This is a genomic window from Caballeronia sp. NK8 (genome assembly GCF_018408855.1).
Lineage (GTDB): Bacteria > Pseudomonadota > Gammaproteobacteria > Burkholderiales > Burkholderiaceae > Caballeronia.
In genome coordinates, this window is sequence record NZ_AP024327.1 from 422935 (window position 1) to 447594 (window position 24660).

Here is a 24660-nt window from a genome sequence, read left to right on the forward strand (position 1 = left end):
TCGCGCGCCGATCTGAGCGATCAGCACGCCCAACTCATCATCGAACTGTCCGACGCGCACAACGCCGGTGAGCGCGCCTCTATCAGCCCTTGACCAGTCCTCCGTCGACCACGAGGTTCTGCCCCGTCACCGCGCGGGCCCACGGCGAAAGAAAGAACAACACCGCGTCGGCGAATTCAGCGGGCGTCGTGACACGACGCAGCGGCGTGAAGCCCGCGACCAGATCGAACACGGCTTCGGGCGTCGCCCGGCTGGCATCGGTCGTGCGCAACAGACCGCCCGACACCATGTTCACCGTGATGCCGTCCGGCCCGAGATCGTTCGATGCGGTTCTCGTCAGCGCGAGCAACGCGGCTTTTGCCGCGGTGTAATCGTGATACGGCACGACGGGATTCTGGAACAGATTGGTGCCGACATTCACGATGCGGCCGAAGCCAGCGGCACGCATCGCAGGCAACGCTGCCTGGATCGTGTTGAGCGCGCCTTTGAGCGCACCCTCCATCTGCTGCTGAAAGCGCGCCCATTCGATTTCGCCGAGCTTCGGACGCGCATCGCCATCGAAACTGAAACTGGCGAGTGCATTGTTCACGACGGCATGCACCGGCGCGCCGCTTTTCGTGTGAGCCTCTTCGAAGAGACGCGCGACCGAGCGTTCATCGGTGATATCGGCCTGCACGGCCACGACGCGCGACCCGAGCCTTTCGACGAGCGCTTTCGCCTGCGCTTCGCTGCGGTGATAGTTGATGACGACACGAGCGCCCTCGCGCGCGAGCGCTTCGGTGATCGCCGCACCCAGGCCGCGCGCGCCGCCGGTCACGAGTACGTTCTGTTCAGACAGCAGCATCGAGTTCTCCAAAATGGGTTCGGGAATGGTCGGCGAATTATGCAGGATGACACACGCTTTCGATCCGGTTACGCGTGTGCCGATGGCGGCCATCCCCTGTTCATGAAGAAGCACTATAGTTAAAGCTCACAAAAAGGAGCCACCATGATCTCGTGCAAACGTCACCTCTGGATCCGTGGGGTGCTGGCCGCAACCTTGCTTTACGCCCCGCTCACCCACGCCCAGCTCGGCAACCTGCTCGATCAGAGCAAGAGCGGCGGTGCCGGTGGCGCACTCGGCAATCTCGGCGGGCTGAGCAGCGGTTTATCGCTGGACTCGCTGACCTCCAGCAGTACGGGCAATGTCGCAGGCGTACTCGAGTTCTGCATGAAGAACAACTACCTCGGCGGCGGCGCATCGTCGGTCAAGGACGGACTCATGAGCAAGCTCGGCGGTTCGGCGTCCAGCGACGGCGGATACACCAACGGCGCGAAGGGCATCCTCGATAGCGGCAACGGCAAGCAGGTCGATCTGAGCGGCGGCGGCCTGAAGGAACAAGTCACGAAGCAGGTGTGCGACAAGATTCTCGCGCAGGGAAAATCGTTGCTGTAGACCTTCAACGTTTCGCGTTGAGCCTTCGCCACAAGGTCGTCTTGCTGATGCCGAGCGCCTTGCAGACGGCGTCCCGATCACCGTCGAACGCGGCAAGCGTCGCACGGATCTGATCGGCTTCCATCGAACGGCTCAGGTCGCGCAGCGACACATCCGCGCCGGCTTCGGATCTGATGTCGAACAGCTCGGGCGCGATGGTCTGCAAGTCATCCGGCGTCAGTGCGACAGGCCGATCGCGGTCGGTATCCATGTCCGGAATCTCCACCGCGATGCGCTCGACGATGTTCTGCAACTCGCGCACATTGCCCGGCCACGGATAAGCGCGCAGCGCCTGCTCCAGCGGCGCGAGCAGGCGCGCCGCCGCTTCACGTCCTGGCACGCGCAGCGCCAGCATCTTGTCGCGCCGTGCGGCCTGCATCAGCAGTTCCGTCGCCAGCGGCAGGATGTCACTGGAGCGCGCGCGCAACGGCGGCAATGCGATGCTCAGAATATTGATGCGATAGAAAAGATCGGCCCGGAACGATCCATCTGCGACACCATCGGCGAGCGAGCGATGGGTCGCTGCGATCACGCGGATATCGACGCGCGTCGGCTCCGTCGATCCGAGACGGATGACTTCTCGTTCCTGCAGCACGCGCAACAGACGGCTTTGCAGCGAAGGCGGCATCTCGCCGATTTCATCGAGAAACAAGGTGCCGCGATGCGCGGCCTCGATCAGGCCCGCTTTGCCGCCCTTGCGCGCGCCCGTGAACGCGCCCTCCTCGTAACCGAAAAGCTCGCTTTCGAGCAGCGCTTCGGGGAACGCGCCGCAGTTCATCGCGACGAACGGAAAGTCCTTGCGACCGCTCAGCCGATGCATGCTCTGCGCGACCATTTCCTTGCCAGTGCCGCTCTCGCCGAGAATCAGCACGGTGGCATCGGATTTCGCGTAACGTCGCACGAGCGCCCTCACGCGCTCGATCGGCTCCGATTCACCCACGACATCCTCCAGCCGATAGCGCGCGACGAATTCCTGCGCGCCCTGTCGTGATCGCAACGTTCGGTCGAGCCGCTCGACCGCGCGCGATTCCTGGAACGTGAAGATCGTGCCGCCCGCCGTGCCGTCGCTCGCCAGCGGTCCGCGATGGATCGCGTAACTCACGCCGCGCACCGCGCCGAATACATCGCCGTCGGCGACGGGCAATACGCCATCGAGTTCGGGCGCGACTTCGAGCAGCGCACGGCCGACCGCGCGCGATGCATCGGCGATGCCGAGCGCCGCGACGAGCCGGCGATTGATCGCTTCGATGCGACCGCCCGCATCGACCGCGACGACGCCATCGCGCAGATGCTGCAACAGGTTGTCGAGGCGAATGCGCCGCGCGACTTCATGGCGCATCGCCTGGGCGACTTCCAGCGCGGTCTCGAACGCGGCCACCACGGATGTGCGCGAATACAGGAACACCGAACTCATGCCCGCGTCGGCCGCCAGGTCCGCGACGAGACCCGGGCCGACCACCACGTCGACGCCGCGATCGCGCAGATCGAGCACGAGGCTCTCCGCGTCCTGCGCCGAGCGATACGATTCGCAGATCATGTCGATACCGTACGCGGCGAGAAAGCGGCGTATTTCCGCGGGCGTGTCGCCGTGCGTGACGAGCGCGACGCTCGCGCCCTCGCGCCGCGCCTTCGTGAGCGCGTGCATCACGTCGAAGCCGGTCGGGCTGATCACGACGACCGGCACCGACACGCGGCCCTTGAGATAAGCGCCGTTCGAACCGCCCGCCACGACGACATCCGGCCGCTCGTCGCGCGCGGCTTCGATGCTGTTCGCGGCGTCCTCGTAACCGAGTGGAACGACGTCGAGTTCAGCGCGATCAGCATACGCGCCGGCGATATCGATGAATAACGCTCTGAGCCGGCTGATACCGACGGCCCAGATGCGCGGGCGAGACGCAGGTTCGGTTTGCATGGTTGTCTGCACTGAATGGAACGGACGAGTCGCATACAGTATGCAACATCCGTTTCAGGTTCGAAATCCGGGATTTCAGTCATGAAAATGCCAGACGGGCGGCCAAATTTTTTATCTCGCAAAATCAATAGCTTAAACCGACAACAAAAGCTGGCAAGGGATTTGCTTAGTTACGCGACTTCATCAGGAGACAAACCGTGAGTTCCGAAATCCAGTCCGCACAGACCGCAGGCGCGCGGTTCCGCCAGGCCGTCCGAGACGAATCCCCGCTGCAGGTCGTCGGCGCGATCACCGCGTACGCCGCGAAGATGGCAGAAGCCGTCGGTTTCAAGGCGCTCTATCTGTCCGGCGGCGGCGTGGCCGCGAATTCGCTCGGCATGCCCGACCTCGGCATCAGCACGATGGAAGACGTGCTCATCGACGCGCGCCGCATCACCGACGCGTCCTCGCTGCCGCTGATGGTCGATATCGACACCGGCTGGGGCGGCGCCTTCAACATCGCGCGCACGATCCGCTCGTTCATCAAGGCGGGCGTGGCGGCCGTGCATATCGAGGATCAGGTCGGGCAGAAGCGCTGCGGTCATCGGCCGGGCAAGGAAGTCGTGCCGACCGGCGAGATGGTGGATCGCGTGAAGGCCGCCGTCGATGCGCGCACGGACGAATCGTTCGTCATCATGGCGCGCACCGATGCCGCCGCCGCCGAAGGCATCGATGCCGCGATCGAGCGCGCCATCGCGTATGTCGAAGCGGGCGCGGACATGATCTTCCCCGAAGCGATGAAAACGCTCGACGACTATCGCCGCTTCAAGGCCGCCGTGCGCGTGCCGATCCTCGCGAACCTGACCGAGTTCGGCTCGACGCCCATGTTCACCGTCGACGAACTGAAGGACGCCAATGTCGATATCGCGTTGTATTGTTGCGGCGCGTATCGTGCGATGAACGCAGCCGCGCTCAACTTCTACGAGACCGTGAAGCGCGACGGCACGCAGAAGGCCGCCGTCGAAACGATGCAGTCGCGCGCCGACCTGTATCAGTATCTCGGCTATCACGCCTACGAAGACAAGCTCGACCAGCTTTTTGCGGCAAAGAAATAACCCTTGTAAAGGAGACGAAATCGATGAGCGAAGCAGACAACAGCACCGCATCCGCAGGCGCATTCAAGCCGAAGAAGTCCGTCGCGCTGTCCGGCGTGACCGCGGGCAATACCGCGCTGTGCACGGTCGGCAAGACCGGCAATGACCTGCACTATCGCGGCTATGACATTCTCGATGTCGCGACCACTTCCGAATTCGAAGAAATCGCGCATCTGCTCGTGCACGGCAAGCTGCCCAACGCTGCCGAACTGAAAGCGTACAAGACGAAGCTGAAGGCGTTGCGCGGCCTGCCCGCGAACCTCAAGGCCGCGTTGGAATGGATTCCCGCGTCCGCGCATCCGATGGACGTGATGCGTACCGGCGTGTCCGTGCTCGGCACGCTGCTGCCGGAGAAGGACGATCACAACGTGCCGGGCGCGAAGGACATCGCCGATCGTCTGATGGCCTCGCTCGGCTCGATGCTGCTCTACTGGTATCACTATTCGCACAACGGCAAACGCATCGAAGTCGAAACCGACGACGATTCCATCGGCGGACACTTTCTGCATCTGCTGCATGGCGTGGCGCCCTCGAAGTCGTGGGTCGATGCGATGCATGTGTCGCTCAACCTGTATGCCGAGCACGAATTCAATGCATCGACGTTCACAGCGCGCGTGATCGCGGGCACGGGTTCGGACATGTATTCGGCGATCACCGGCGCGATCGGCGCATTGCGCGGTCCGAAGCATGGCGGTGCGAACGAAGTCGCGTTCGAAATCCAGTCGCGCTATCAGACGCCCGACGAAGCGGAAAGCGACATCAAGCGGCGCGTCGAGAACAAGGAAGTGGTGATCGGCTTCGGCCACCCCGTGTACACGATCTCCGATCCGCGCAACAAGGTCATCAAGGAAATCGCGAAGAAGCTGTCGAAGGAAGCCGGCGACACGAAGCTCTTCGACATCGCCGAGCGGCTCGAATCGGTGATGTGGGACGCGAAGAAAATGTTCCCGAACCTCGACTGGTTCAGCGCGGTCTCGTATCACATGATGGGCGTGCCCACGGCCATGTTCACGCCGCTGTTCGTGATCTCGCGCACCTCGGGATGGGCGGCGCACATCATCGAGCAACGCATCGACAACAAGATCATCCGGCCGAGCGCGAATTACACCGGACCGGACAATCTCGAGTTCGTCCCGCTGGCAAAACGTGCGTAAGAAGTTCAGGCCCCGCTGCCGCACATGGCGGTGGGGCTTTTTTATGGGCAAGCGCCTAAAATAGCCCGAATGATCAAACGAAGGGGTCGCCCCCACAATACCCTTCGAGCGTGGCATCTGAAAGACCATGCAATGACCGAGACACCGCGATGAATACTGCAAACCGCAAACCCCTGCCCGGCTCCTCGCTCGAATACTTCGATGCGCGCGCGGCCGTCGAAGCCATCGCGCCCGGCGCCTACGACGCACTGCCCTACACCTCGCGCGTGCTCGCGGAGAACCTCGTGCGCCGCTGCGATCCGGCGATCCTCGAACCATCGCTGATGCAGCTCGTCGAACGGAAGCGGGAGCGCGATTTCCCGTGGTTCCCGGCGCGCGTCGTGTGTCACGACATTCTCGGACAGACCGCGCTCGTCGATCTCGCGGGCCTGCGCGATGCGATTGCGGACCAGGGCGGCGATCCCGCGAAGGTGAATCCCGTGGTGCCGGTGCAGCTCATCGTCGATCATTCGCTCGCGGTCGAATGCGGCGGCTTCGATCCGGACGCGTTCGCGAAGAACCGCGCGATCGAGGACCGGCGCAACGAGGATCGCTTCGATTTCATCAACTGGACCAAGAAGGCTTTCAAAAATGTCGAGGTGATTCCGCCGGGCAACGGGATCATGCATCAGATCAATCTGGAGCGCATGTCGCCGGTCATTCACGCGATCGATGGCGTCGCGTATCCGGACACGCTCGTCGGCACGGACAGCCACACGCCGCACGTCGATGCGCTCGGCGTGATCGCGATCGGCGTGGGCGGGCTCGAAGCCGAGAACGTGATGCTCGGCCGTGCGTCGTGGATGCGCCTGCCGGATATCGTCGGCGTCGAGCTTTCGGGCAAGCGCCAGCCGGGCATCACCGCAACCGATATCGTGCTCGCGCTCACCGAATTCCTGCGCAAGGAAAAAGTCGTCGGTGCGTATCTCGAGTTCTATGGCGAAGGCGCTTCGAGCCTCACGCTCGGCGACCGCGCGACGATCTCGAACATGGCGCCCGAATACGGCGCGACCGCCGCGATGTTCTATATCGACGAGCAGACGATCGAGTATCTGCGTCTCACCGGCCGCGAAGACAGGCAAGTGAGCCTCGTCGAGCAATACGCAAAGACCGCCGGACTGTGGGCCGATTCGCTGACGCGCGCCGAATACGAACGCGTGCTCCGCTTCGATCTGTCGAGTGTCGTGCGCAATATGGCCGGACCGTCGAATCCGCATAAACGCCTGCCTGTTTCCGAACTCGCGACGCGCGGCATCGCGGGCAAATGGGACGACACGCCCGGACAGATGCCGGATGGCGCGGTGATCATCGCCGCGATCACGAGTTGCACCAACACCAGCAATCCGCGCAACGTGATCGCCGCGGCGCTGCTCGCGCGCAATGCGAATGCGCAAGGTCTCACGCGCAAGCCGTGGGTGAAGTCGTCGTTGGCGCCGGGCTCGAAAGCGGTCGAACTGTATCTGCAGGAAGCGGGCTTGCTGCCGGATCTCGAGCGGCTCGGCTTCGGCATCGTCGCGTTCGCATGCACGACGTGCAACGGCATGTCCGGTGCGCTCGACCCCGCGATCCAGCAGGAAATCATCGATCGCGATCTGTACGCGACCGCCGTGCTCTCCGGCAATCGCAACTTCGATGGCCGCATCCACCCGTATGCGAAGCAGGCGTTTCTCGCGTCGCCGCCGCTCGTCGTCGCGTATGCGATTGCGGGCACGATCCGCTTCGACATCGAACGCGATGCGCTCGGCATCGGCGCGAACGGCCAGCCCGTGTATCTGAAGGACATCTGGCCGAGCGACGAGGAAATCGACGCCATCGTCAAACAAAGCGTGAAGCCCGAGCAGTTCCGCAAGGTCTATGAGCCGATGTTCGCGCTGACTCCTGCAAGCGGCGAAGCCATCAGCCCGCTCTACGACTGGCGCGCGCAAAGCACATACATCCGCCGTCCGCCATATTGGGAAGGCGCGCTTGCAGGTGAACGCACACTCACGGGAATGCGCCCGCTCGCCGTGCTCGGCGACAACATCACGACGGACCATCTCTCGCCGTCCAACGCGATCCTCGCGAACAGCGCGGCGGGCGAATACCTCGCGAAAATGGGCTTGCCCGAAGAGGACTTCAATTCATACGCGACGCATCGCGGCGATCATCTGACGGCGCAGCGCGCGACCTTCGCGAATCCGACGCTCATCAACGAAATGGCCGTCGTCGATGGCCAGGTGAAAAATGGCTCGCTCGCGCGCATCGAGCCAGAAGGCAAGGTCACGCGCATGTGGGAAGCGATCGAAACCTACATGGCGCGCAAGCAGCCGCTGATCATCGTCGCGGGCGCGGATTACGGGCAAGGCTCGTCGCGCGACTGGGCCGCAAAGGGCGTGCGGCTCGCGGGCGTCGAAGCGATCGTCGCGGAAGGATTCGAGCGCATTCACCGCACAAACCTGATCGGCATGGGCGTGCTGCCGCTCGAATTCAAGCCGGGCGCGAATCGCCAGACGTTCGGCATCGACGGCACCGAGACGTTCGACGTGATCGGCGAACGCAAGCCGCGCGCGGATCTCACGCTGATCGTTCATCGCGCGAACGGCGAGCGTGTCGAAGTGCCGGTGACCTGCCGGCTCGACACGGCCGAGGAAGTCTCGATCTACGAAGCCGGCGGCGTGCTGCAACGCTTCGCACAGGACTTTCTTGAATCGTCGAAAGAAGCGGCCTGACAACGTACGGAGACCCGAACCCCATGGCACACGCACCACAGATCAAGATCGCCGCGACCTACATGCGCGGCGGCACCAGCAAGGGCGTTTTCTTCCGCCTGAACGATTTGCCCGAAGCGGCGCGCGTGCCCGGCCCCGCGCGCGATGCGCTCTTTTTGCGCGTCATCGGCAGCCCGGACCCGTATGGCAAGCAGATCGACGGCATGGGCGGCGCGACGTCGAGCACGAGCAAGACGGTCATCGTGTCGAAGAGCACGCGGCCCGGTCATGACGTCGACTATCTCTTCGGCCAGGTTGCCATCGACAAGCCGTTCGTCGACTGGAGCGGCAATTGCGGCAATCTCTCCGCGGCGGTCGGACCGTTCGCGATCGCGAGCGGCCTCGTCGATCCGGAGCGCGTGCCGGACAACGGTATCGCTATCGTGCGGATCTGGCAGGCCAACATCGGCAAGACGATCATCGCGCATGTGCCGATGACGAGCGGCGCCGTGCAGGAAACCGGCGACTTCGAACTGGACGGCGTGACCTTCCCGGCCGCCGAAGTGCAACTCGAATTCCTCGATCCGGCAGCGGAAGAAGAAGGCGCGGAAGGCGCGATGTTCCCGACAGGCAATCTCGTCGACGACCTCGAAGTGCCGGGTATCGGCACCTTCAAGGCAACGATGATCAACGCCGGCATTCCGACGATCTTCGTGAACGCGGACGCCATCGGCTACAAGGGCACCGAGCTTCAGGACGCGATCAACGGTGACGACGCGGCGCTAAAGCGCTTCGAGACCATCCGTGCGTATGGCGCGCTGCGCATGGGGCTGATCAGGAACCTCGACGAAATCGCCAAACGCCAGCACACGCCGAAGATCGCGTTCGTCGCGCGTCCGGCGGAGTACGTCGCATCGAGCGGCAAGCGTATCAGCGCGGACGATGTCGATGTGCTCGTGCGCGCGATGTCGATGGGCAAGCTGCACCACGCGATGATGGGCACGGCTGCCGTCGCGATCGGCACGGCGGCGGCGATTCCCGGCACGCTCGTCAACCTCGCAGCGGGTGGCGGCGAGCGGCAGTCGGTGCGCTTCGGCCATCCTTCGGGCACGTTGCGTGTGGGTGCGGAGGCCATCGAATCGAATGGCGAGTGGCAGGTGAAGAAGGCCATCATGAGCCGCAGCGCACGCGTGCTGATGGAAGGCCGCGTGTACGTTCCCGACGTGCCGCTGGATTGAATCGGAGCGCTCACGCGAGCCGGTACACCTTCGCCACCGTTCCTCTGAATAGCGCCTCCCGCTCTCCATCACTGGCCTGAGCGGTCAGGCGCTTGAACGCGTTCCAGCCATTGCTGAAGGGATACGAGCCTTTATCCACGGGAAAATTGCTTTCGAACATGCAGCGGTCCGCGCCGAAAGCCTCGATGCAGGTGTGCATCCAGGGCTTCCACGCATCCGCGAGTTGCGTCGATGAAGGCGGGCGCTCGCCCTTGTCGAAGTCAAAGCCGTTGATGCGCATCCCGAGGCCGCCGATCTTTACATGAACGTTGGGCAACTGCGCGAGTTCACGCATGGAGCGTGACCATGTATCGAATACTTCCTTGCGTTGATCCGTATAGCTCGCGATACGTACGACGCCACCGCAGTGATTGACGATGACCGGCGTATCCGGAAATGCCCTGGCGAGATCGAATAGCTCGGGCAGTTGCGGAAAGAACAGCCATGCATCGTACGAAAGGCCCAACGCTCCGAGTTGCGCCACGCCCGCGCGATAGGTGGGATCGAGCAACAGCCCACGCGGCGCGGCCGACAAGGGATTCACGAGCGATGTGTCGGCGTCCCACGTCACGAGATGCCGTACGCCGCGCAAGCGTCCATCGCCTGCCTGAAGCTCTGCCTCCAGCACGTCGCGCACGGCCGCACCGCGACGAAGATCCGCAAATCCGACGATCCCCTTCGCGACCTGAGGGCCACTCTGTTGCAACGGAGCCGTCACGCCGGCCACGTACTCGATTTCGCCCGCCGGTCGCAACTGCTCCGGGCCGGACGGTCGATAACGCGTCAACGCCTGCATGTACACCGACGCGGTGATGTTGTGACCTGAACGCGCATCCTGAAGGTACTCGTCGAGCAGATAGGTCCAGCCCGCGCGTTCATAAAAATGATGATGCGCATCGATGATAGGCATATCCGGTTCGAGCGCGGCTTCGGTGCCGGACGCGAGCCATTGCGCGCGAACGGGCAGATAGTTGCTGGTCGTGCTCATGGTGCGTGTTTCCTCTTTTGCCCACGCCCGTCGCGAAGCGATGGCCGGAATGACGATGGATGCCGCTGCCGCGCGGAGAAGCTGGCGTCGCCGGGACGAATGAGGCGTCTTCATCTTCATTCCCCCTGGTTGAACGCGAACAGCGAAAGCGTCAGCAAGGTCGTGATGGCCAGCACGACGGACAGGCCGATCATGCCCGCTGTAAAGGTGCCGAAGCTGTCCTTGAGATAGCCCACGAGATACGGCCCGGCAAAGCCGCCCAGCGCACCGATGGAGTTGATGAGCGCCAGCCCGCCGGCGGCGGCTTGCCCGGAGAGAAACCTCGCCGGCAACGTATAGAAGATCGTGCGGCCCGCGATGGTGCCGATGAGCGCCAGCGTGATGCCGGTCATGGCCGGGACCAGTTGCTGAAAATACGTCGATACGCCGAGCGCCACGGCGCCGATCAAAAGACCCGCCGCCAGATTCGCGATGTGTCCGCCGCGCCGATCCACACGCCTGGCCCACCAGAGCAGCGCGATGGTGGCGAAGAAATAAGGCACTGCGGACACCCAGCCGGTTTGCGTCACGCTCATGCCGTGCGCCTTGAGCATCTGCGGCAACCAGATGCCGATACCGTATGAGCCCATCGTGAAGCCGAAGGAGATCATCGCGAGGAGGTACATTCGCACGTCCTTCAACGCGGCGCCGAAGTGCTTTTTCTTCTGGCTCGCCGAGCCTTCGCGGTCGAAGGCACGCTGAAGAGCCTGGCGTTCGGCCGACGAGAGCCACTTCGCATCGGCGGGTTTGTCCGCCAGCATCTTCAACACGAGAAAGCCCAGCAGACACGCGGGCAGGCCTTCGACGATGAACATCCATTTCCAGCCCGCCAGACCGAGCACGCCATCCATCTTGAGAAGCCAGGTGGAAAGCGGACCACCGATGAGCGACGAAAGCGGCGTGGAAACGGTGAACCACGCGAGCACGCGCGTGCGATAGCTCGCCGGAAACCAGATCGCGAGAAAAAAGATCACGCCCGGAAAAAAGCCCGCTTCGCCGATGCCCAGCAGCAGCCGGATCGCATAGAAGCTCGTCGGCCCCACGGCGAGCGCCGTCGCCGCCGCGAAGAAGCCCCACGTGATCATGATGCGGGCCAGCCAGCGTCGCGCGCCGAACCGATACAACGCGAGATTGCTCGGTACCTCGCAGATGCAGTAACCCGCGAACATGATGCCCGCGCCCCAGCCGAACTGCGTCGCTGTCAGGCCGAGATCGCGATTCATCGTCAGCGCGGCAAAGCCCACGCTGGTGCGATCCAGATAGTTGAAGAAATACGCGAGCGCGAGCAGCGGTATGAAGCGCCACGCGGCCTTCCTTACCGCCTGCTGTTCGAGCGTGGCGTCGACGGGACTATCGGCCGTCATGTTCGAGGAAATGGATGTCATGGATGTCTCCGGACGAATCACTGGCCGAGCGAAGCCCTGCCGGTCCGCGCGGCGCAGTGATTCTTTATGTGCGTTGGTTTCAGGCGCTGGCGAGTTCGTTTGCCGACGGATTCGATGCATCGCCCGGCTGACGGTCCCGACATTTCACGACGCCAGCTTCGGTCAGCTGCCTGAGGTCTTCCGCCGTATATCCGAGTTGCAGCAACAGCGCCTGCGTGTCCTGTCCGAGCGACGGTGGCGCTGCACGCAAGCGCAGGCGCTCGCCATCGAGCGTCAAGGGCAGCAACGCCGTCTTGGTGGCGACCGGCTGACCGGCGCCGCTCGCGTCGGGCGGCAAGGTCACGTCGGCGAGGCCGCCGGTTGCGAGCAGATGAGGATCATCGAAGAGATCCTGAGGCTTCGTGATGGGCGCATACGGCAAGCCGCAGCGTTCGAAGATGGCGCTGATCTCGGCGGCGGTGAACGCCTCCATGTGCCTGCGAAGCTCGGGCAACAACCACTTGCGGGCCTGCACACGCTGGTTATTGGTCGCGATCCGCTCGTCGGACTTGAGCGCGCTCAGGCCGAATGCATCGCAGAACAGCGCCCACTGCGTGTCCGATACGACCGCCAGAAAGATCTGCTCGCCGTTCTTCACCGAGAACACGTCGTAGACGGCCCACGCTGAAATGCGGCTCGGCATCGGCGCTGCGGCGTTGCCGGTCACGGCAAACTGCATCATGTGCTGAGCCACGAGAAAGACGTTGTTTTCGAACAGCGCGCTCTGCACTTCCTGGCCCCGGCCAGTGCGCTCGCGTTGCGCGAGCGCGGCCATCGCGCCGATCGCGCCGAACATCCCGCCCATGATGTCGTTGACGCTCGTCCCCGCGCGCAGCGGCCGGCCTTCCGGGCCCGTCATGTACGCGAGACCGCCCATCATCTGCACGACTTCATCGAGCGCCGTGCGGTGATCGTAGGGACCGGGCAGGAAGCCCTTGTGCGACACATAGATCAGGCGCGGATTGAGCGTCGACAACGCGGCGTAACCGAGGCCGAGCCTGTTCATCGTGCCGCTCTTGAAATTCTCGCTGAAGACATCGGCGCCCGCGAGCAGCTTATGGACGATCTCGATCCCGCGCGGATCCTTCACGTCCACCGCGATGCTCTTCTTGTTGCGGTTGAACGTGCCGAAGAAGCCCGCGCCGGACCCTCGCAGCGCGCGCGTGCTGTCGCCGGCGATCGGTTCGATCTTGATCACCTCCGCGCCGAGATCCGCGAGCACCATGCCGCATGTCGGGCCCATGACCATATGCGTCATCTCGACGACGCGCACGCCGCCGTACGGCAAGGACGAGTTCACTTGTGCTTCGCTCATTGCGCGGCTCCCAGCAGACATCCTTCCGGTTGCGGCGCGCTCGGTGCGCGCCCGTCTGCGTAGGCGAATCCCTTGGGCAGTCCCGCGTCCTGCACATGACCATAGAGCGCTTCGCCCGGCAGCGCTTCGGTGAGAATCGCGCGCGCGGCAATGAGTCTGTCGATGTCCACGCCGGTGTCGTAGCCCATCGCCTCGAGCAGGAAAGCGAGGTCTTCGGTGACGATGTTGCCGGTCGCACCCGGCGCATACGGACAGCCGCCGAGACCCGCCTGACTCGAATCGATCGTGGTGACGCCCGCATCGAGCGCCGCGACGACATTCGCCAGTCCCTGCCCGCGCGTATTGTGAAAGTGCGCCCCACCGGCCTTGCTGCCGACTTCGGCTTGCAGCCGGCGGAACATGCGCCGGACCTGAACGGGATTGGCGTATCCGCTGGTATCGGAAAGACCGATCTCGTCCACGCCGCACTCGGCCATAGCGAGGCAGATTCGCATCGTCTGGTCGTCGGGCACCGTGCCGGCGATCGTGCAGCCGAACGCAACCGACACGCCCGCCTCGATCTGCACGCCGCGAAACTGCTCATCGCGCAGGGCGACGATGTTGCGAACCTCGTCGATCATCTGCGCGGTCGTCTTGCGGATGTTGGCCATCGAATGTTCATCGGTGACCGAGACGGGCAACGTGATCTTGTGCACGCCTGCTTCGAATGCGCTGCGGGCGCCGCGCAGATTGGGCGTCAGAACGGCCACATGCAGGCCTGGAATCGAGAGCGCGTGACGCACGACCTCGCGGACGTCCGCCATCTGCGGCAGCAACGCCGGCGGCACGAACGAGCCCACCTCCACTTCCTTCAGGCCCGCTGCGGCCAGCGCTGAAATCCATCGCAGTTTCGCCGCCGTCGGCATGACGCGCCTGATGCTCTGAAGACCGTCGCGCGGTCCGACTTCGCTGATCAGGATGGTTCGTTCCGAATGACCCAAGATCACCTCCAAAGTTCTATCTGATAGACCTGTGTTCTGTTGAAAAGAACTATAGGCGCGTGACGTGAGGTCGTTAAGACGGGTAAACCCCTGAAATTGTGTTTTTTAGAACTTGAGTTCTGCCTGATGAAACCGTAGAGTGACGGCATGTTTCGCTGACAAGGAACGACGCCGTGGCTGTACACGCAGATGCGACACCCGAATCCACGACCGACAGTTCGAGCGGCGTTGCCGTCCTCGATCGAGCGTTCGCCATTCTCAACGCGTTCGGACCGACCGACGACCGCCTGACGCTCACCGAGCTTTCACGGCGGACCGGTCTTTACAAGAGCACGGTCTTGCGCCTGCTCGGCGCGCTGGAGCATGGCGGATATATACGCAAGCTGAGCGACGGGCAATACGCGATCGGTCACCAGCCATTGCGCCTTGCCACGCTGTATCAGCGATCCTTCCAGGTCGGCCCTGCGATCGAACCGTTGCTTCAGCAGTTGAGCCGCGATCTCGGCGAAACCGCGTCCTTCTATGTGCGGCAGGGCGATCAGCGCCTCGTGCTGTATCGCGTCGAACCGTCGCGAAGCGTGCGGGTGTCGATCAGGGTCGGAGAGGAGTTCGCGATCGACAAGGGCGCATCAGGCAAAGTCCTGCTCGCCTTCACCGAAACGCAGGACCCGCGCTGGGATGAGGTGCGCGAGCAGCTCTGGGCAGTCTCGTACGGTGAGCGCGATCCCGAAACGGCATCGACTTCGGTGCCCGTCTTCGATTCGACGGGAGCGCTGATGGGTGCGCTGACCTTGTCGGGGCCCAAAGGCCGCTTCGATGCGCCCGCGACCATCAGAGTCGCGTTGGCCAGTCTGCTCGACAGTGCGAAGCGTGCCACCATCGCACTCGGCGGCAAGGGCGCGCGCTACGACGCGAGCATTGCAAGGCTGGCTCAGGAAGAACCCGACGGCGCGGACGGCGACGAGCCTTGAGCCGCACGATGTCGCGCGAGAAAGCGGTCCAGTTGTCCGGCGAACGTTTTGCTATCGTTCGCGGAGTAAGGCGCGGGGCCGCCTGTCTCGACGCCCGAGCCGCGCAGTTGATCCATCACGTCGCGCATCGTGAGACGTTCCTGGATATTCTCGCGATTGAACCAGTTGCCGCGCGGATCGAGCACATGAGCGCCTTTTTCGAGCGCGGCGGCGGCAAGCGGAATGTCCGCCGTAATCACGAGATCGCCGCTTTCGACCAGTTCGACGATGCGGTCATCGGCGGCATCGAAGCCCGCTGGCACCTGTAGCGCCTTGATGAAGCGCGAAGGCGGCGTGCGCAGGTATTGATTCGCGACCAGCGTGACGCACACTTCGACGCGCCGCGCGGCCCGAAAGAGAATCTCCTTGACGGCAAACGGACAGGCGTCCGCATCGACTAGCACTTGCATCGAAGCATTTCCGAGAAAGAGAGGGAGCCACGATGTTACTGCTTGTCTGACTCCGGCGCGAACGTCATCTCAGCAGCGCGGCCTCGTGCGCCTTTGCCAGATCCGCCATGCTGTCGAAGCGGAAATCGATATTCGGCTGCGCACCGGGGTCCATCGTCGCGCCGAAGCCCGGCTGCGAATGACGGCGATAAATCCAGCACGACGCAAGCCCGAATTCATTGGCGGGCTTGTGATCGTGAAAGAGACTTTCGGCAGTGTGCAGGATCGTCTCCTTGCGGATGCCGCGCTCGCCCAGCTTCTCCAGCATGTATTCGAAATTGCGCGGCGAGGGCTTGTAGGAACCGATATCTTCCGCCGTGAAGATCGCATCGAATTCCACTTTCAGCTTCGCATTGCTATGCGTGAAGCTCTCGTTGTCGACATTCGACAGAATCACCAGCTTGTAATGCTGCTTCAGATATCGCAGCGCGTCCGCCGAATCCGCGAACGCAGGCCAGTCGCGAATGGACCGGCCATATGCAAGGCATTCCTCGTGCGTGTACGACACGCGCCATTCCTCGGCCAGCCGTTTATAGACGATAGCCAGCAACTCCTGATACCTCTTGCCCGGCGTGTATCGCTGTTGCGACGACTCGTGACGCGCATGCGCCTCCAGCACCTGATCGCGCGTCAACGCAGGTTCGACGCGATCGAGCAGCGCGCGCAGCCCTTCGAAAATACCCGTTTCCCAATCGATCAGCGTGCCGTAGCAGTCGAAGGTCAGCGTGTTGAAGTCGGTCAGTTTCACATTCGCTCCTGTCAGTCGATCAGATGCCATGTTACAAAACCGTGCGTTCCGGATTATTCGTTACATGGAGTTGGTGTATCGTCGGTCCACTGCTTTTGCTTAATGCGCGTGAATGCGCCAGCATATAGTCTTATGAATCTTCGCGTTGCCTTGTCGCCTCATCGTGAACTCACGCAATCGAACTCTTCAGATGCCCGATACCCTACCCGAACCACAAGCCGTCTGTAATCCGATTTCCCGAAGCGCGATCTTTCTCGTCGCCACGGTGTCGCGCGCCGAAGGCAAAGCCGACGTCGTGCGCTCATGGTGCGGCGATATCGCGGCGCTGGTCCGCGCGGTCGGCACGCGCGCGCCGTCCGCGAACCTGTCCTGCGTATGCGGCTTCGGCGCCGACGCGTGGGACCATCTGTTCGGCGCGCCGCGTCCGGCGTCGCTGCATCCGTTTCGCGAATTCGGCTCGGGCGAGCGCCGCGCGATCGCGACACCCGGCGACATCCTCCTGCATATCCGCGCGGATCACATGGATCTGTGCTTCGAACTCGCGTCGCAGATACTCGATAAGCTCGGCGATGCCTTCACGGTCGTCGACGAAGTGCATGGCTTTCGCTACTTCGATCTGCGCGACATGGTCGGCTTCGTCGACGGCACCGAGAATCCGACCGGCAAGAGCATGGCGAAGTACACGCTCATCGAGGATGAAGATCCCGATTTCGCCGGCGGCAGCTATGTGATCGTGCAGAAGTATCTGCACAACCTCGATGCGTGGAACGGGCTGACCGTCGAGCAGCAGGAATTGATCATCGGACGTGAAAAGCTATCCGATGTGGAACTCGACGATTCGATCAAACCTTCGTGCTCGCATAGCTCGCTCACGACGATCGAGGAGAACGGCGAGGAAGTGAAGATCCTGCGGCACAACATGGCCTTCGGCCGTCCGGGCGCGAAGGAGTTCGGCACGTATTTCATCGGCTATGCGCGCACGCCCCGGCCGATCGAACAGATGCTCGAAAACATGTTCGTCGGGCGGCCGCCGGGCAACTACGACCGCCTGCTCGACTATAGCCGCGTGGTGACGGGCGGCCTCTTTTTCGTGCCCTCCGCCGATCTGCTCGACGCGCTGCCCGACCGCAATCCGGACGCCGCGCCATCCTCCGCCGGCGAAAGCCAGCAAGAAGATAGCCGCGCGGGAACATTGAACATTGGCTCTCTCAAAGGAACGTCACAAGATGAATAACCTGCATCGGGAACTCGCGCCGGTTTCGAGCGCGGCATGGTCGCAGATCGAAGCTGAAGTCGCCCGCACGTTCAAGCGCGCGCTCGCGGGCCGTCGCGTCGTCGACGTGAAGAGTCCAGGCGGCGTGGCGCTGTCGGGCATCGGCACGGGACATCAGACGAACATCGCATCGCCGAACAAAGGCGTCTCGGCGAAGCTGTACGACGTGAAGCAGCTCGTTCAACTCACCGTGCCGTTCACGCTGCAGCGCGAAGCCATCGACAGCGTGGAGCGCGGCTCGAACGACGCCGACTGGCAGCCCGCCAAGACCGCCGCGAACGAACTCGCGCTCGCGGAAGACAGCGCCATCTTCGATGGCTTCGCGGCCGCCGGCATCGTCGGTATTCGCGACGGCAGTTCGAATGCGCCGACCTTTCTGCCCGCGGATGTCGCCGATTACCCCACCGCCATCAGCCAGGCGCTCGAAAAGCTGCGTCTTGCCGGCGTCGAAGGTCCCTACTCCGTGCTGCTCGGCGCGGATGCCTATACCGTGCTCGCCGAAGCGAGCGATCAGGGCTATCCGGTCATCGAGCACATCAAGCGCATCGTGAGCGGCGATCTCGTATGGGCGCCCGCGTTGCAAGGCGGCTGCGTGCTGTCCACGCGCGGCGGCGATTACGAGTTGCATATCGGACAGGACGTATCGATCGGCTACACGAGCCATACCGATACGACCGTGCAGCTTTATCTGCGCGAAACGCTTACGTTCCTGATGCTGACGAGCGAAGCGTCCGTTTCCATCGCGGCTGGCGAATAGCCGCATAAGATTTGCGGAGCATGATCATGTCGAATCAACAAAGCGGCCTGAGCGACGAATTCATCGAGCAGCAGCAGAAGCGTCTTCTTGCGATGAAGCGCGAACTGCTCGGTACGGAGGAAAGCACCATCGCGGGCGAACGTCGTCTTCAGGAAGAACGCGGTTCCGAAGCCGAAGAGTATGAGGACGATGCGCAACGCATGGAACAGGACATCACGAATCAGGCATTGCGCAACGTGAACGATCAGCGCATCGGCGACATCGAGCGTGCGTTGCAAAAGATCGCGGAAGGCACCTACGGGTTATCCGACGAAAGCGGCGTGCCCATTCCGAAAGCGCGCCTCGAAGCGATGCCGGAAGCTCTCTTTACGGTCGAAGAACAAGGCCGGCGCGAAGCGGGCCACTGACGTTGCGCATCGCGCGCATCAATCGTCGAAGGTGCCCTGATATTCGGGCGCCGCGTCGGATCGCGTGTTCATTTCGAACATCACGCCGCCCGGCGCGCGGCAGAAGAAGCGTGAGCCGCGCCCGTTGTTGAAGATGCCCGTCTCCATCTCCACACCTTCCGATTTGAAACGCTCATAGAGGTCGCGCACGTCATCGAGGCTCGGCAATTCGAAGCCGACGTGAAACGCGCGCGGCCAGTCGGGTATATCGTCGCGAGCGTGATCGATGACCACATCAAAGCCCGGACGCTTCAGGATGTACGACCGCTCCCATGTTCCCGATATCGTGAAGCCCAGATAGCGCTCGAAGAAGCGCGCTGTCGCGGGTGTATCGGCGGAAGGAAAGCTGAGGTGATTGAGCTTCATGCTCTGAGTCGAAAGTGTCATCGTCGGTCTCTCATGAGTCGAGTGGCGGCAGCCCCATGCCGTCGCCGCCTGAGGACTTCAGAATATAAGTAAAAGCTCACATTCGACTACTCGCATTGCGAACGCTTGCGGCAAGTGCCCGAAGCCCGCTGCAAGGCGCGCTTTCATGCATCCGATGCCGCCGCGTGCGAATCGATTACTCGCATTTGCACGCTTTCATACGCCGCCGCTTCGCGCCAGATAACCGAAAACAGCGGCCCGCACGCGACGTTCGAGGTCGTCGAGATCGCGCTCGCCGCGTTCGCCCGCGGCATCGACCATCCCCTTGACGATCGCGAGCAGATCGTGCGCCGCGACGTCGGGGTCCGGATGCCGCGGCGCGGCACGCCCGACGATCGTTCCGACCAGCTCCGCCATCCCTCCTTTCGCGGTTTCGTCGCGCAATGCCGGACGCCCTTCGGCGATATCGAGCAAGCGCGCGAGCATCGGACGTTGCAATTGCTGGCGCACGGCGGCGCCGATCAGATATTCGAGCGCGGCCTTGCCGCTGCGCTTCGTCAACGCAATCGATGCATCCTCATAAAACCGCGTGCTTTCTCGATGAATCAACGCGACGGTCAGCGCATCCTTGCCCGGAAAATATTGATAGAGCGAGCCGATACTGACGCCCGCGCGACGCGCGACCGCATTCGTATTGAACCCTTCAAAGCCCTCGCTTTCGAGCACCTGCGCCGCCGCCTCGACGATGGACGAAACGGTCGCTTCGGAGCGCGACTGCGCCGGCGTCTTTCGAGGCCGAAAGGTTTTGCGCGATGGACGTTGGCTCATTCGACTCCTCTCGTGAAATGCCATGCCCGATTGTACAAAGCTCGTTTGAGCACGTTTGCTGTCGACCTGATAACCTCGGCAAACCTATCGAATTCGCATTGAGGAGCAGGAAGCATGAGCGCATCGACCGAATACGTGCCGCCCACCGTGTGGACCTGGAACAAGGAAAGCGGCGGTCGTTTCGCCAGTATCAATCGACCGATCTCCGGGCCGACGCACGAGAAAGTGCTGCCGGTCGGTCGGCATCCGCTGCAACTGTATTCGCTCGCCACGCCCAACGGCGTGAAGGTCACCGTGATGCTCGAGGAATTGCTCGCGCTCGGCCATCGCGGCGCGGAGTACGACGCATGGCTCATTCGCATCGGCGAGGGTGATCAGTTCGGCAGCGGCTTCGTCGACGTCAATCCGAATTCGAAGATTCCCGCGCTGCTGGATCGCAGCGGCGCCACGCCCGTGCGCGTGTTCGAATCGGGCGCGATTCTGCTCTATCTCGCGGAAAAGTTCGGCGCGTTCGTGCCGACCGATCCGGCGAAACGCGCCGAGTGTCTCTCGTGGCTGTTCTGGCAGATGGGCAGCGCGCCGTATCTCGGCGGCGGCTTCGGGCACTTCTATGCTTACGCGCCGAGCAAGATGGAATATCCGATCGACCGCTTCGCGATGGAAGTGAAGCGTCAACTCGACGTGCTCGACAAGCGTCTCGCGGATAGCGCATATATCGCCGGCGACGAATACACCATCGCCGACATGGCGATCTTTCCGTGGTACGGCGGTCTCGTGAACGGCTGGCTGTATGACGCGGCCGAGTTCCTTTCCGTGCACGAATACAAGCACGTATGCCGCTGGGCCGATGTGATCCGCGCGCGTCCCGCCGTGCAGCGCGGCCGCATGGTGAACCGGACCTTCGGCGAGCCGACGAGCCAGTTGCACGAACGTCACGACGCGAGCGACTTCGAAACGCGCACACAAGACAAGCTCGCCACGGAAAAGTAACGCCCGCAACGCGGCCGCCGTCTCATGGAACTGCGCCATCTTCGTTACTTCATCGCCGTCGCGGAGTTGCGCAGCGTGCGCGCCGCGTCCGAGCATCTGCATGTCACGCAACCGGCCATTTCGCGGCAGATTCAGGATCTCGAAGAAGCCATCGGCGCAGCGCTGTTCGAGCGCACGCCGCGCGGTCTGAAGCTGACGCCCGCAGGCGTCGCGTATCTCGACGAAGCGCGCGATATCCTCGCACGCGTCGATGCCGCGAACCGGCTCGCGCATCGCATTGCGTCGGGCGTGCAGGGCCGCTTGCGCATCGGCTTCGTCGAGAACGCGTCGTGGAGCGGCGTGGTGTCGTCGGCGCTGAATGCGTTTCAACAATCGGCGCGCGACGTCGCGCTCGAACTGCAGCCGATGAATACGCCGGAGCAACTCGACGCCATCGCGGCCGAGCATCTCGACGGCGGCTTTTGTTATCGCTTCGGCGCGTTGCCCGAAGGCTTCGACAGCGTGCCGCTGCTGGAGCAGACCGTCGTGCTCGCGGTCCCCGAACATAGCCCCGTCGGCCAGCACGGTTCCGTGCACGCGCGCGAACTGTCGGGCCTGCCCTTCATCGCGTTTCCACGGCGCGTCTATGCCGCGTATTACGACCGGCTCATCTCCGCATGCGCGCGGCAGGGCCTCACGCTCGATATCCGTCAGGAAGCCTCCACCGAGACCGCGATTCTCTCGCTCGTCGCGGCGGGCGTCGGTGCGGCGCTCGTCAATGCGGCCAACCGGGAACGTCCACCCGCGCGCGTGCGTTTCGTCGACGTGGCGGATTTGTCCGTGTGCCTGCCGCTCGAATTCTGCTTTCTCGCGCAGCACGGCAATGCGGCGCTGCAGCGCTTCATCGATCTGCTGAAACCCGCTGCACAGTGATGCTCGCAAGGCATCGCCCGCCGCAGAAAACGGCATTGGCCAGGCGTTTTATCGTCGGCAATAGTGGAGTCGAACTCACTCGATTCGAACTCCGCCCATGTCCACGCCCGCCTCGCTCATCGCCACCGATATCGACTACGAACGCACCGGCTTTCAGACCGGCACAATGCGTCTGCCGTGGTCGCACGACCGCTCCGCCTACGGTCACATTCCGATCCCGCTCGCCGTTCTGAACGCGGGCGATGGCCCCACTGTGCTGCTCACCGGCGGCAATCACGGCGACGAATACGAAGGCCCCGTCGCGCTGATGAAACTGATGCAGCGCATGCCGACGCTCGCGATACATGGCCGGCTGATCGTGATTCCCGCGCTCAATTTCCCTGCGTTTCTCAATGGATCGCGCACCTCGCCCATCGACGGCGGCAATCTCAACCGGCTCTTTCCTGGCGCGCGCCACGGCAAGCCGACCGAGATGATCGCGCATTACATCGAGACGGCATTGCTGCCGCGCGCGGATGTCGTGATCGATCTTCACGCGGGCGGCGCATCGTTCGAACATGCGCCGACCTTGCTCGCTTCGCCGCCGCCCGCGAGCGACGCCGCGCAACGTGCGCGCTATCTCGAACTCGTGCGTGCGTTCGGCGCGCCCAACACCATGATCATGGATCTGCTCGGCGAGGACCGCACCTTCGCGGCGGCGGCCGAGCGTCACGGCACGCTCTTCATGTGCGGCGAGTTCGGCGGCCACGCGGGCTGCGATGCGGCCAATCTCGCGATCGTCGAAAGCGGCCTGGAGCGCGTGTTGCAGCGTCTCGGCGTGCTGCGCGATGACGTCGACGCGCCGGCGCCGGCGACGCGCTACTTCCGTGTCGAAGGCCCGCAACACTATGTCTATGCCCCGCATGCCGGCGTGTTCGAACCGGCCTTCTCACTCGATGACGACGTGCGCGCGGGCCAGCTCGCCGGCCGTCTTTTCGATCCGCACGAACCGTGGCGCGCGCCGCGCGAGATTGCGTTTCGCGGCGACGGCCGCGTGATGTGCGCGCGCACCTTCGCGCGCGTCGAAGCAGGCGATTGCATCGCGCTCGTCGCCGCCGAATCCTCTCTCGACTGACACTCAAACAGGAGCCATGCATGAGCGCTCATCCCATGCCCGCGCACGCGCGCACGCCCATCGACGCGCGGCATCCGACGTATATCGTGTGGTTGTTCTTCGTCTGCTTCGCGTTCTCGTATCTCGACCGGCAGATCGTGAGCATTCTCGTGCAGCCGATCAAGCTCACGCTCGGCATCACTGACACCCAGATCGGCTTGCTGCAAGGCTTCTCGTTCACGATGTGCTATGCGACCGCAGGCGTGTTCGTCGCGCGCCTGGTGGATCGCGCAAACCGCGTGCGACTGATTGCGGCATGCGTCGCGATCTGGGCGATATCGACCGCGCTCTGCGGCTTCGCAACGAGCTTCGCCGAACTGCTCGCCGCGCGCGCGGGCACGGCCATCGCCGAAGCGGCGCTGAGTCCCGCGGCGCTTTCCATCTTCAGCGATATCTTTCCGCCGCGCAAAGTCACGCGCGCGAGCAGTGTCTTCATGCTCGGGCCGTATATCGGCGGCGGGCTCGCGCTGTTCGGCGGCGGCGTGCTGCTGTCCGCGACGGGCGGCGACGCGGCATCATGGCTCGCATCGCGTGGATTCGCGCCGTGGCAAGCCGTGTTCGTGCTCGTCGGCTTGCCGGGTCTCGTGCTGGCGGCGCTGGTCGCGTTGACGGTGCGCGAGCCCGCAAGACACGAAGCCGATGACACCACGCTCGCAGGCGATGCGTTGCCTTCGCTGCGTGACGTGCTCGTCGAACTGTTCGTGCGCAATCGCTTCTGCGCGCCGTACTTCGCCGCGTATGTCGCGCTCATCACGCTGTTCTACTCGCATGCCGCGTGGTTTCCAACGCTTCTGATGCGGCATTTTCATCTCGCGCCGTCGGCAGTGGGGAAGATGGCCGCGCCTGCCTACATGATCGGCGGAATGATGGGCGTCGCCGCTGCGGGCATGCTCGCGACGCGCGTCACGGATGAGCGCGCGTTGCAGAAGGTGCTCGCGCTATCGACGTGCGCCGTGGCCGCGCTCGTGCCCGCCGCGATCGCGATGCCGCTCGTCGCCGACAGCACGCTCGCCATCCTTCTCTATGGCGTGTGTGCGCTGGCCGCGAGCATCGCGATGGCGCTCGCGCCCGTGCCGTTGCAGATCGCCGTGCCGAACCGCATGCGCGGCCGCTCCATCGCACTGCTCGTGTTCATGACCAACGCGATCAGCGGCGGCGTCGGGCCGCTCGCGGTAGGCTATCTGAACGAACATGTCGGTGGCGCGCATGCGCTCGCGATCGTCGGCGGCAGCGCCGCGTTCGCAAGCGCCATGCTCTATGCACTGGCGACGCGCCGCATAGCGCCCGCACGCAAGGAGGTTTGACG

The 24660-nt window shown here is 63.4% G+C and carries 23 protein-coding genes; 13 read left to right on the top strand and 10 right to left on the bottom strand.

Going from position 1 to position 24660, the window contains the following annotated elements; all coding sequences use genetic code 11:
• Window positions 1-82: 82 nt before the first annotated feature.
• Entirely contained in the window at window positions 83-844 is a 762-nt protein-coding gene (locus NK8_RS39595; protein ID WP_213234116.1) for a 3-oxoacyl-ACP reductase, read from the bottom strand.
• A gap of 144 nt (window positions 845-988) precedes the next feature.
• Here NK8_RS39595 and NK8_RS39600 point away from each other — a divergent pair, with 144 nt between their 5' ends.
• Window positions 989-1435 carry a DUF2501 domain-containing protein gene (locus tag NK8_RS39600; RefSeq protein ID WP_061178732.1) on the top strand — a complete coding sequence of 149 codons (447 nt, stop codon included), beginning with the start codon at window positions 989-991 and terminating at the stop codon, window positions 1433-1435.
• Between the two features lie 4 nt (window positions 1436-1439).
• On the opposite strand, the gene prpR is transcribed toward NK8_RS39600, so the two are convergent.
• Window positions 1440-3386, bottom strand: a complete 1947-nt coding sequence (gene prpR / locus NK8_RS39605) for a propionate catabolism operon regulatory protein PrpR (protein ID WP_213234117.1) — start codon at window positions 3384-3386, stop codon at window positions 1440-1442.
• Window positions 3387-3583: 197 nt separating this feature from the next.
• On the opposite strand from prpR, the gene prpB reads away from it, so the two are divergent.
• The 4 genes from prpB (at window position 3584) to prpF (ending at window position 9637) form a co-directional block, all read left to right on the top strand.
• Window positions 3584-4480 carry a methylisocitrate lyase gene (gene prpB, locus NK8_RS39610; protein ID WP_213234118.1) on the top strand — a complete coding sequence of 299 codons (897 nt, stop codon included), beginning with the start codon at window positions 3584-3586 and terminating at the stop codon, window positions 4478-4480.
• A gap of 23 nt (window positions 4481-4503) precedes the next feature.
• Window positions 4504-5673: a 2-methylcitrate synthase gene (gene prpC, locus NK8_RS39615; RefSeq protein WP_213234119.1), complete on the top strand. Its 1170-nt coding sequence runs from the start codon at window positions 4504-4506 to the stop codon at window positions 5671-5673.
• A gap of 149 nt (window positions 5674-5822) precedes the next feature.
• Window positions 5823-8420, top strand: a complete 2598-nt coding sequence (acnD, locus tag NK8_RS39620) for a Fe/S-dependent 2-methylisocitrate dehydratase AcnD (RefSeq protein ID WP_213234120.1) — start codon at window positions 5823-5825, stop codon at window positions 8418-8420.
• A 23-nt stretch (window positions 8421-8443) separates the two neighbouring features.
• Window positions 8444-9637, top strand: a complete 1194-nt coding sequence (gene prpF / locus NK8_RS39625; protein ID WP_213234121.1) for a 2-methylaconitate cis-trans isomerase PrpF — start codon at window positions 8444-8446, stop codon at window positions 9635-9637.
• Between the two features lie 10 nt (window positions 9638-9647).
• Here prpF and NK8_RS39630 read toward each other — a convergent pair whose 3' ends face one another.
• The 4 genes from NK8_RS39630 to NK8_RS39645 all read right to left on the bottom strand — a co-directional run bounded on the left by NK8_RS39630 (window position 9648) and on the right by NK8_RS39645 (window position 14347).
• A complete protein-coding gene (locus NK8_RS39630) occupies window positions 9648-10778 on the bottom strand; it encodes an amidohydrolase (RefSeq protein WP_213234122.1) in 1131 nt (376 codons plus the stop codon).
• Between the two features lie 2 nt (window positions 10779-10780).
• Window positions 10781-12088: an MFS transporter gene (locus NK8_RS39635; RefSeq protein WP_213234123.1), complete on the bottom strand. Its 1308-nt coding sequence runs from the start codon at window positions 12086-12088 to the stop codon at window positions 10781-10783.
• A 79-nt stretch (window positions 12089-12167) separates the two neighbouring features.
• On the bottom strand, window positions 12168-13442 hold the full coding sequence (locus NK8_RS39640) for a CaiB/BaiF CoA-transferase family protein (protein WP_213234124.1): 1275 nt from the start codon (window positions 13440-13442) through the stop codon (window positions 12168-12170).
• Window positions 13439-14347, bottom strand: coding sequence for a hydroxymethylglutaryl-CoA lyase (locus tag NK8_RS39645; RefSeq protein WP_301549933.1), 909 nt, complete (start codon window positions 14345-14347; stop codon window positions 13439-13441). Before NK8_RS39645 ends, NK8_RS39640 begins: the two co-directional genes overlap by 4 nt.
• 248 nt (window positions 14348-14595) lie before the next feature.
• Here NK8_RS39645 and NK8_RS39650 point away from each other — a divergent pair, with 248 nt between their 5' ends.
• Window positions 14596-15393, top strand: coding sequence for an IclR family transcriptional regulator (locus NK8_RS39650; protein ID WP_213234126.1), 798 nt, complete (start codon window positions 14596-14598; stop codon window positions 15391-15393).
• Here NK8_RS39650 and NK8_RS39655 read toward each other — a convergent pair.
• Complete coding sequence (locus tag NK8_RS39655; protein WP_213234127.1) at window positions 15354-15842, bottom strand: YaiI/YqxD family protein; 489 nt, start codon at window positions 15840-15842, stop codon at window positions 15354-15356. The two genes, NK8_RS39650 and NK8_RS39655, sit on opposite strands and share 40 nt — an antisense overlap.
• A gap of 64 nt (window positions 15843-15906) precedes the next feature.
• Complete coding sequence (locus NK8_RS39660) at window positions 15907-16629, bottom strand: haloacid dehalogenase type II (RefSeq protein ID WP_213234128.1); 723 nt, start codon at window positions 16627-16629, stop codon at window positions 15907-15909.
• Window positions 16630-16819: 190 nt separating this feature from the next.
• On the opposite strand from NK8_RS39660, the gene NK8_RS39665 reads away from it, so the two are divergent.
• The 3 genes from NK8_RS39665 to NK8_RS39675 are packed head-to-tail and all read left to right on the top strand — an operon-like array spanning window position 16820 to window position 19066.
• Window positions 16820-17863, top strand: a complete 1044-nt coding sequence (locus NK8_RS39665; protein ID WP_213234129.1) for a Dyp-type peroxidase — start codon at window positions 16820-16822, stop codon at window positions 17861-17863.
• On the top strand, window positions 17856-18659 hold the full coding sequence (locus NK8_RS39670) for a family 1 encapsulin nanocompartment shell protein (RefSeq protein WP_162069234.1): 804 nt from the start codon (window positions 17856-17858) through the stop codon (window positions 18657-18659). Before NK8_RS39665 ends, NK8_RS39670 begins: the two co-directional genes overlap by 8 nt.
• Window positions 18660-18685: 26 nt before the next feature.
• A complete protein-coding gene (locus tag NK8_RS39675; RefSeq protein ID WP_162069235.1) occupies window positions 18686-19066 on the top strand; it encodes a TraR/DksA family transcriptional regulator in 381 nt (126 codons plus the stop codon).
• An 18-nt stretch (window positions 19067-19084) separates the two neighbouring features.
• On the opposite strand, the gene NK8_RS39680 is transcribed toward NK8_RS39675, so the two are convergent.
• Together NK8_RS39680 and NK8_RS39685 are read right to left on the bottom strand one after the other, a co-directional pair.
• On the bottom strand, window positions 19085-19492 hold the full coding sequence (locus tag NK8_RS39680; RefSeq protein ID WP_213234130.1) for a VOC family protein: 408 nt from the start codon (window positions 19490-19492) through the stop codon (window positions 19085-19087).
• A gap of 195 nt (window positions 19493-19687) precedes the next feature.
• Window positions 19688-20299 (bottom strand): TetR/AcrR family transcriptional regulator, encoded by a 612-nt coding sequence (locus tag NK8_RS39685; RefSeq protein WP_213234131.1) that lies wholly within the window; start codon window positions 20297-20299, stop codon window positions 19688-19690.
• A gap of 114 nt (window positions 20300-20413) precedes the next feature.
• Between NK8_RS39685 and yghU the strand changes: the two genes are divergently transcribed.
• The 4 genes from yghU (at window position 20414) to NK8_RS39705 (ending at window position 24658) form a co-directional block, all read left to right on the top strand.
• On the top strand, window positions 20414-21289 hold the full coding sequence (gene yghU, locus NK8_RS39690; protein ID WP_213234132.1) for a glutathione-dependent disulfide-bond oxidoreductase: 876 nt from the start codon (window positions 20414-20416) through the stop codon (window positions 21287-21289).
• A gap of 24 nt (window positions 21290-21313) precedes the next feature.
• Window positions 21314-22201 (top strand): LysR family transcriptional regulator, encoded by an 888-nt coding sequence (locus NK8_RS39695; protein ID WP_213234133.1) that lies wholly within the window; start codon window positions 21314-21316, stop codon window positions 22199-22201.
• A 97-nt stretch (window positions 22202-22298) separates the two neighbouring features.
• A complete protein-coding gene (locus NK8_RS39700; protein WP_213234134.1) occupies window positions 22299-23315 on the top strand; it encodes a succinylglutamate desuccinylase/aspartoacylase family protein in 1017 nt (338 codons plus the stop codon).
• A 20-nt stretch (window positions 23316-23335) separates the two neighbouring features.
• The gene (locus NK8_RS39705) at window positions 23336-24658 is read left to right on the top strand and encodes an MFS transporter (RefSeq protein WP_213234135.1); all 1323 of its coding nucleotides are present in this window, start codon (window positions 23336-23338) and stop codon (window positions 24656-24658) included.
• The last annotated feature ends 2 nt before the right edge of the window (window positions 24659-24660 follow it).

Bases quoted from the DNA above. Each gene is read 5' to 3' on its own strand.
- NK8_RS39595 (WP_213234116.1), bottom strand. From the start codon at position 844: ATGCTGCTGTCTGAACAGAACGTACTCGTGACCGGCGGCGCGCGCGGC.
- NK8_RS39600 (WP_061178732.1), top strand. From the start codon at position 989: ATGATCTCGTGCAAACGTCACCTCTGGATCCGTGGGGTGCTGGCCGCA.
- prpR (WP_213234117.1), bottom strand. From the start codon at position 3,386: ATGCAAACCGAACCTGCGTCTCGCCCGCGCATCTGGGCCGTCGGTATC.
- prpC (WP_213234119.1), top strand. From the start codon at position 4,504: ATGAGCGAAGCAGACAACAGCACCGCATCCGCAGGCGCATTCAAGCCG.
- acnD (WP_213234120.1), top strand. From the start codon at position 5,823: ATGAATACTGCAAACCGCAAACCCCTGCCCGGCTCCTCGCTCGAATAC.
- prpF (WP_213234121.1), top strand. From the start codon at position 8,444: ATGGCACACGCACCACAGATCAAGATCGCCGCGACCTACATGCGCGGC.
- NK8_RS39630 (WP_213234122.1), bottom strand. From the start codon at position 10,778: ATGAAGACGCCTCATTCGTCCCGGCGACGCCAGCTTCTCCGCGCGGCA.
- NK8_RS39635 (WP_213234123.1), bottom strand. From the start codon at position 12,088: ATGACATCCATTTCCTCGAACATGACGGCCGATAGTCCCGTCGACGCC.
- NK8_RS39640 (WP_213234124.1), bottom strand. From the start codon at position 13,442: ATGAGCGAAGCACAAGTGAACTCGTCCTTGCCGTACGGCGGCGTGCGC.
- NK8_RS39645 (WP_301549933.1), bottom strand. From the start codon at position 14,347: ATGCCGACGGCGGCGAAACTGCGATGGATTTCAGCGCTGGCCGCAGCG.
- NK8_RS39655 (WP_213234127.1), bottom strand. From the start codon at position 15,842: ATGCAAGTGCTAGTCGATGCGGACGCCTGTCCGTTTGCCGTCAAGGAG.
- NK8_RS39665 (WP_213234129.1), top strand. From the start codon at position 16,820: ATGCCCGATACCCTACCCGAACCACAAGCCGTCTGTAATCCGATTTCC.
- NK8_RS39670 (WP_162069234.1), top strand. From the start codon at position 17,856: ATGAATAACCTGCATCGGGAACTCGCGCCGGTTTCGAGCGCGGCATGG.
- NK8_RS39675 (WP_162069235.1), top strand. From the start codon at position 18,686: ATGTCGAATCAACAAAGCGGCCTGAGCGACGAATTCATCGAGCAGCAG.
- NK8_RS39680 (WP_213234130.1), bottom strand. From the start codon at position 19,492: ATGACACTTTCGACTCAGAGCATGAAGCTCAATCACCTCAGCTTTCCT.
- NK8_RS39685 (WP_213234131.1), bottom strand. From the start codon at position 20,299: ATGAGCCAACGTCCATCGCGCAAAACCTTTCGGCCTCGAAAGACGCCG.
- yghU (WP_213234132.1), top strand. From the start codon at position 20,414: ATGAGCGCATCGACCGAATACGTGCCGCCCACCGTGTGGACCTGGAAC.
- NK8_RS39695 (WP_213234133.1), top strand. From the start codon at position 21,314: ATGGAACTGCGCCATCTTCGTTACTTCATCGCCGTCGCGGAGTTGCGC.
- NK8_RS39700 (WP_213234134.1), top strand. From the start codon at position 22,299: ATGTCCACGCCCGCCTCGCTCATCGCCACCGATATCGACTACGAACGC.
- NK8_RS39705 (WP_213234135.1), top strand. From the start codon at position 23,336: ATGAGCGCTCATCCCATGCCCGCGCACGCGCGCACGCCCATCGACGCG.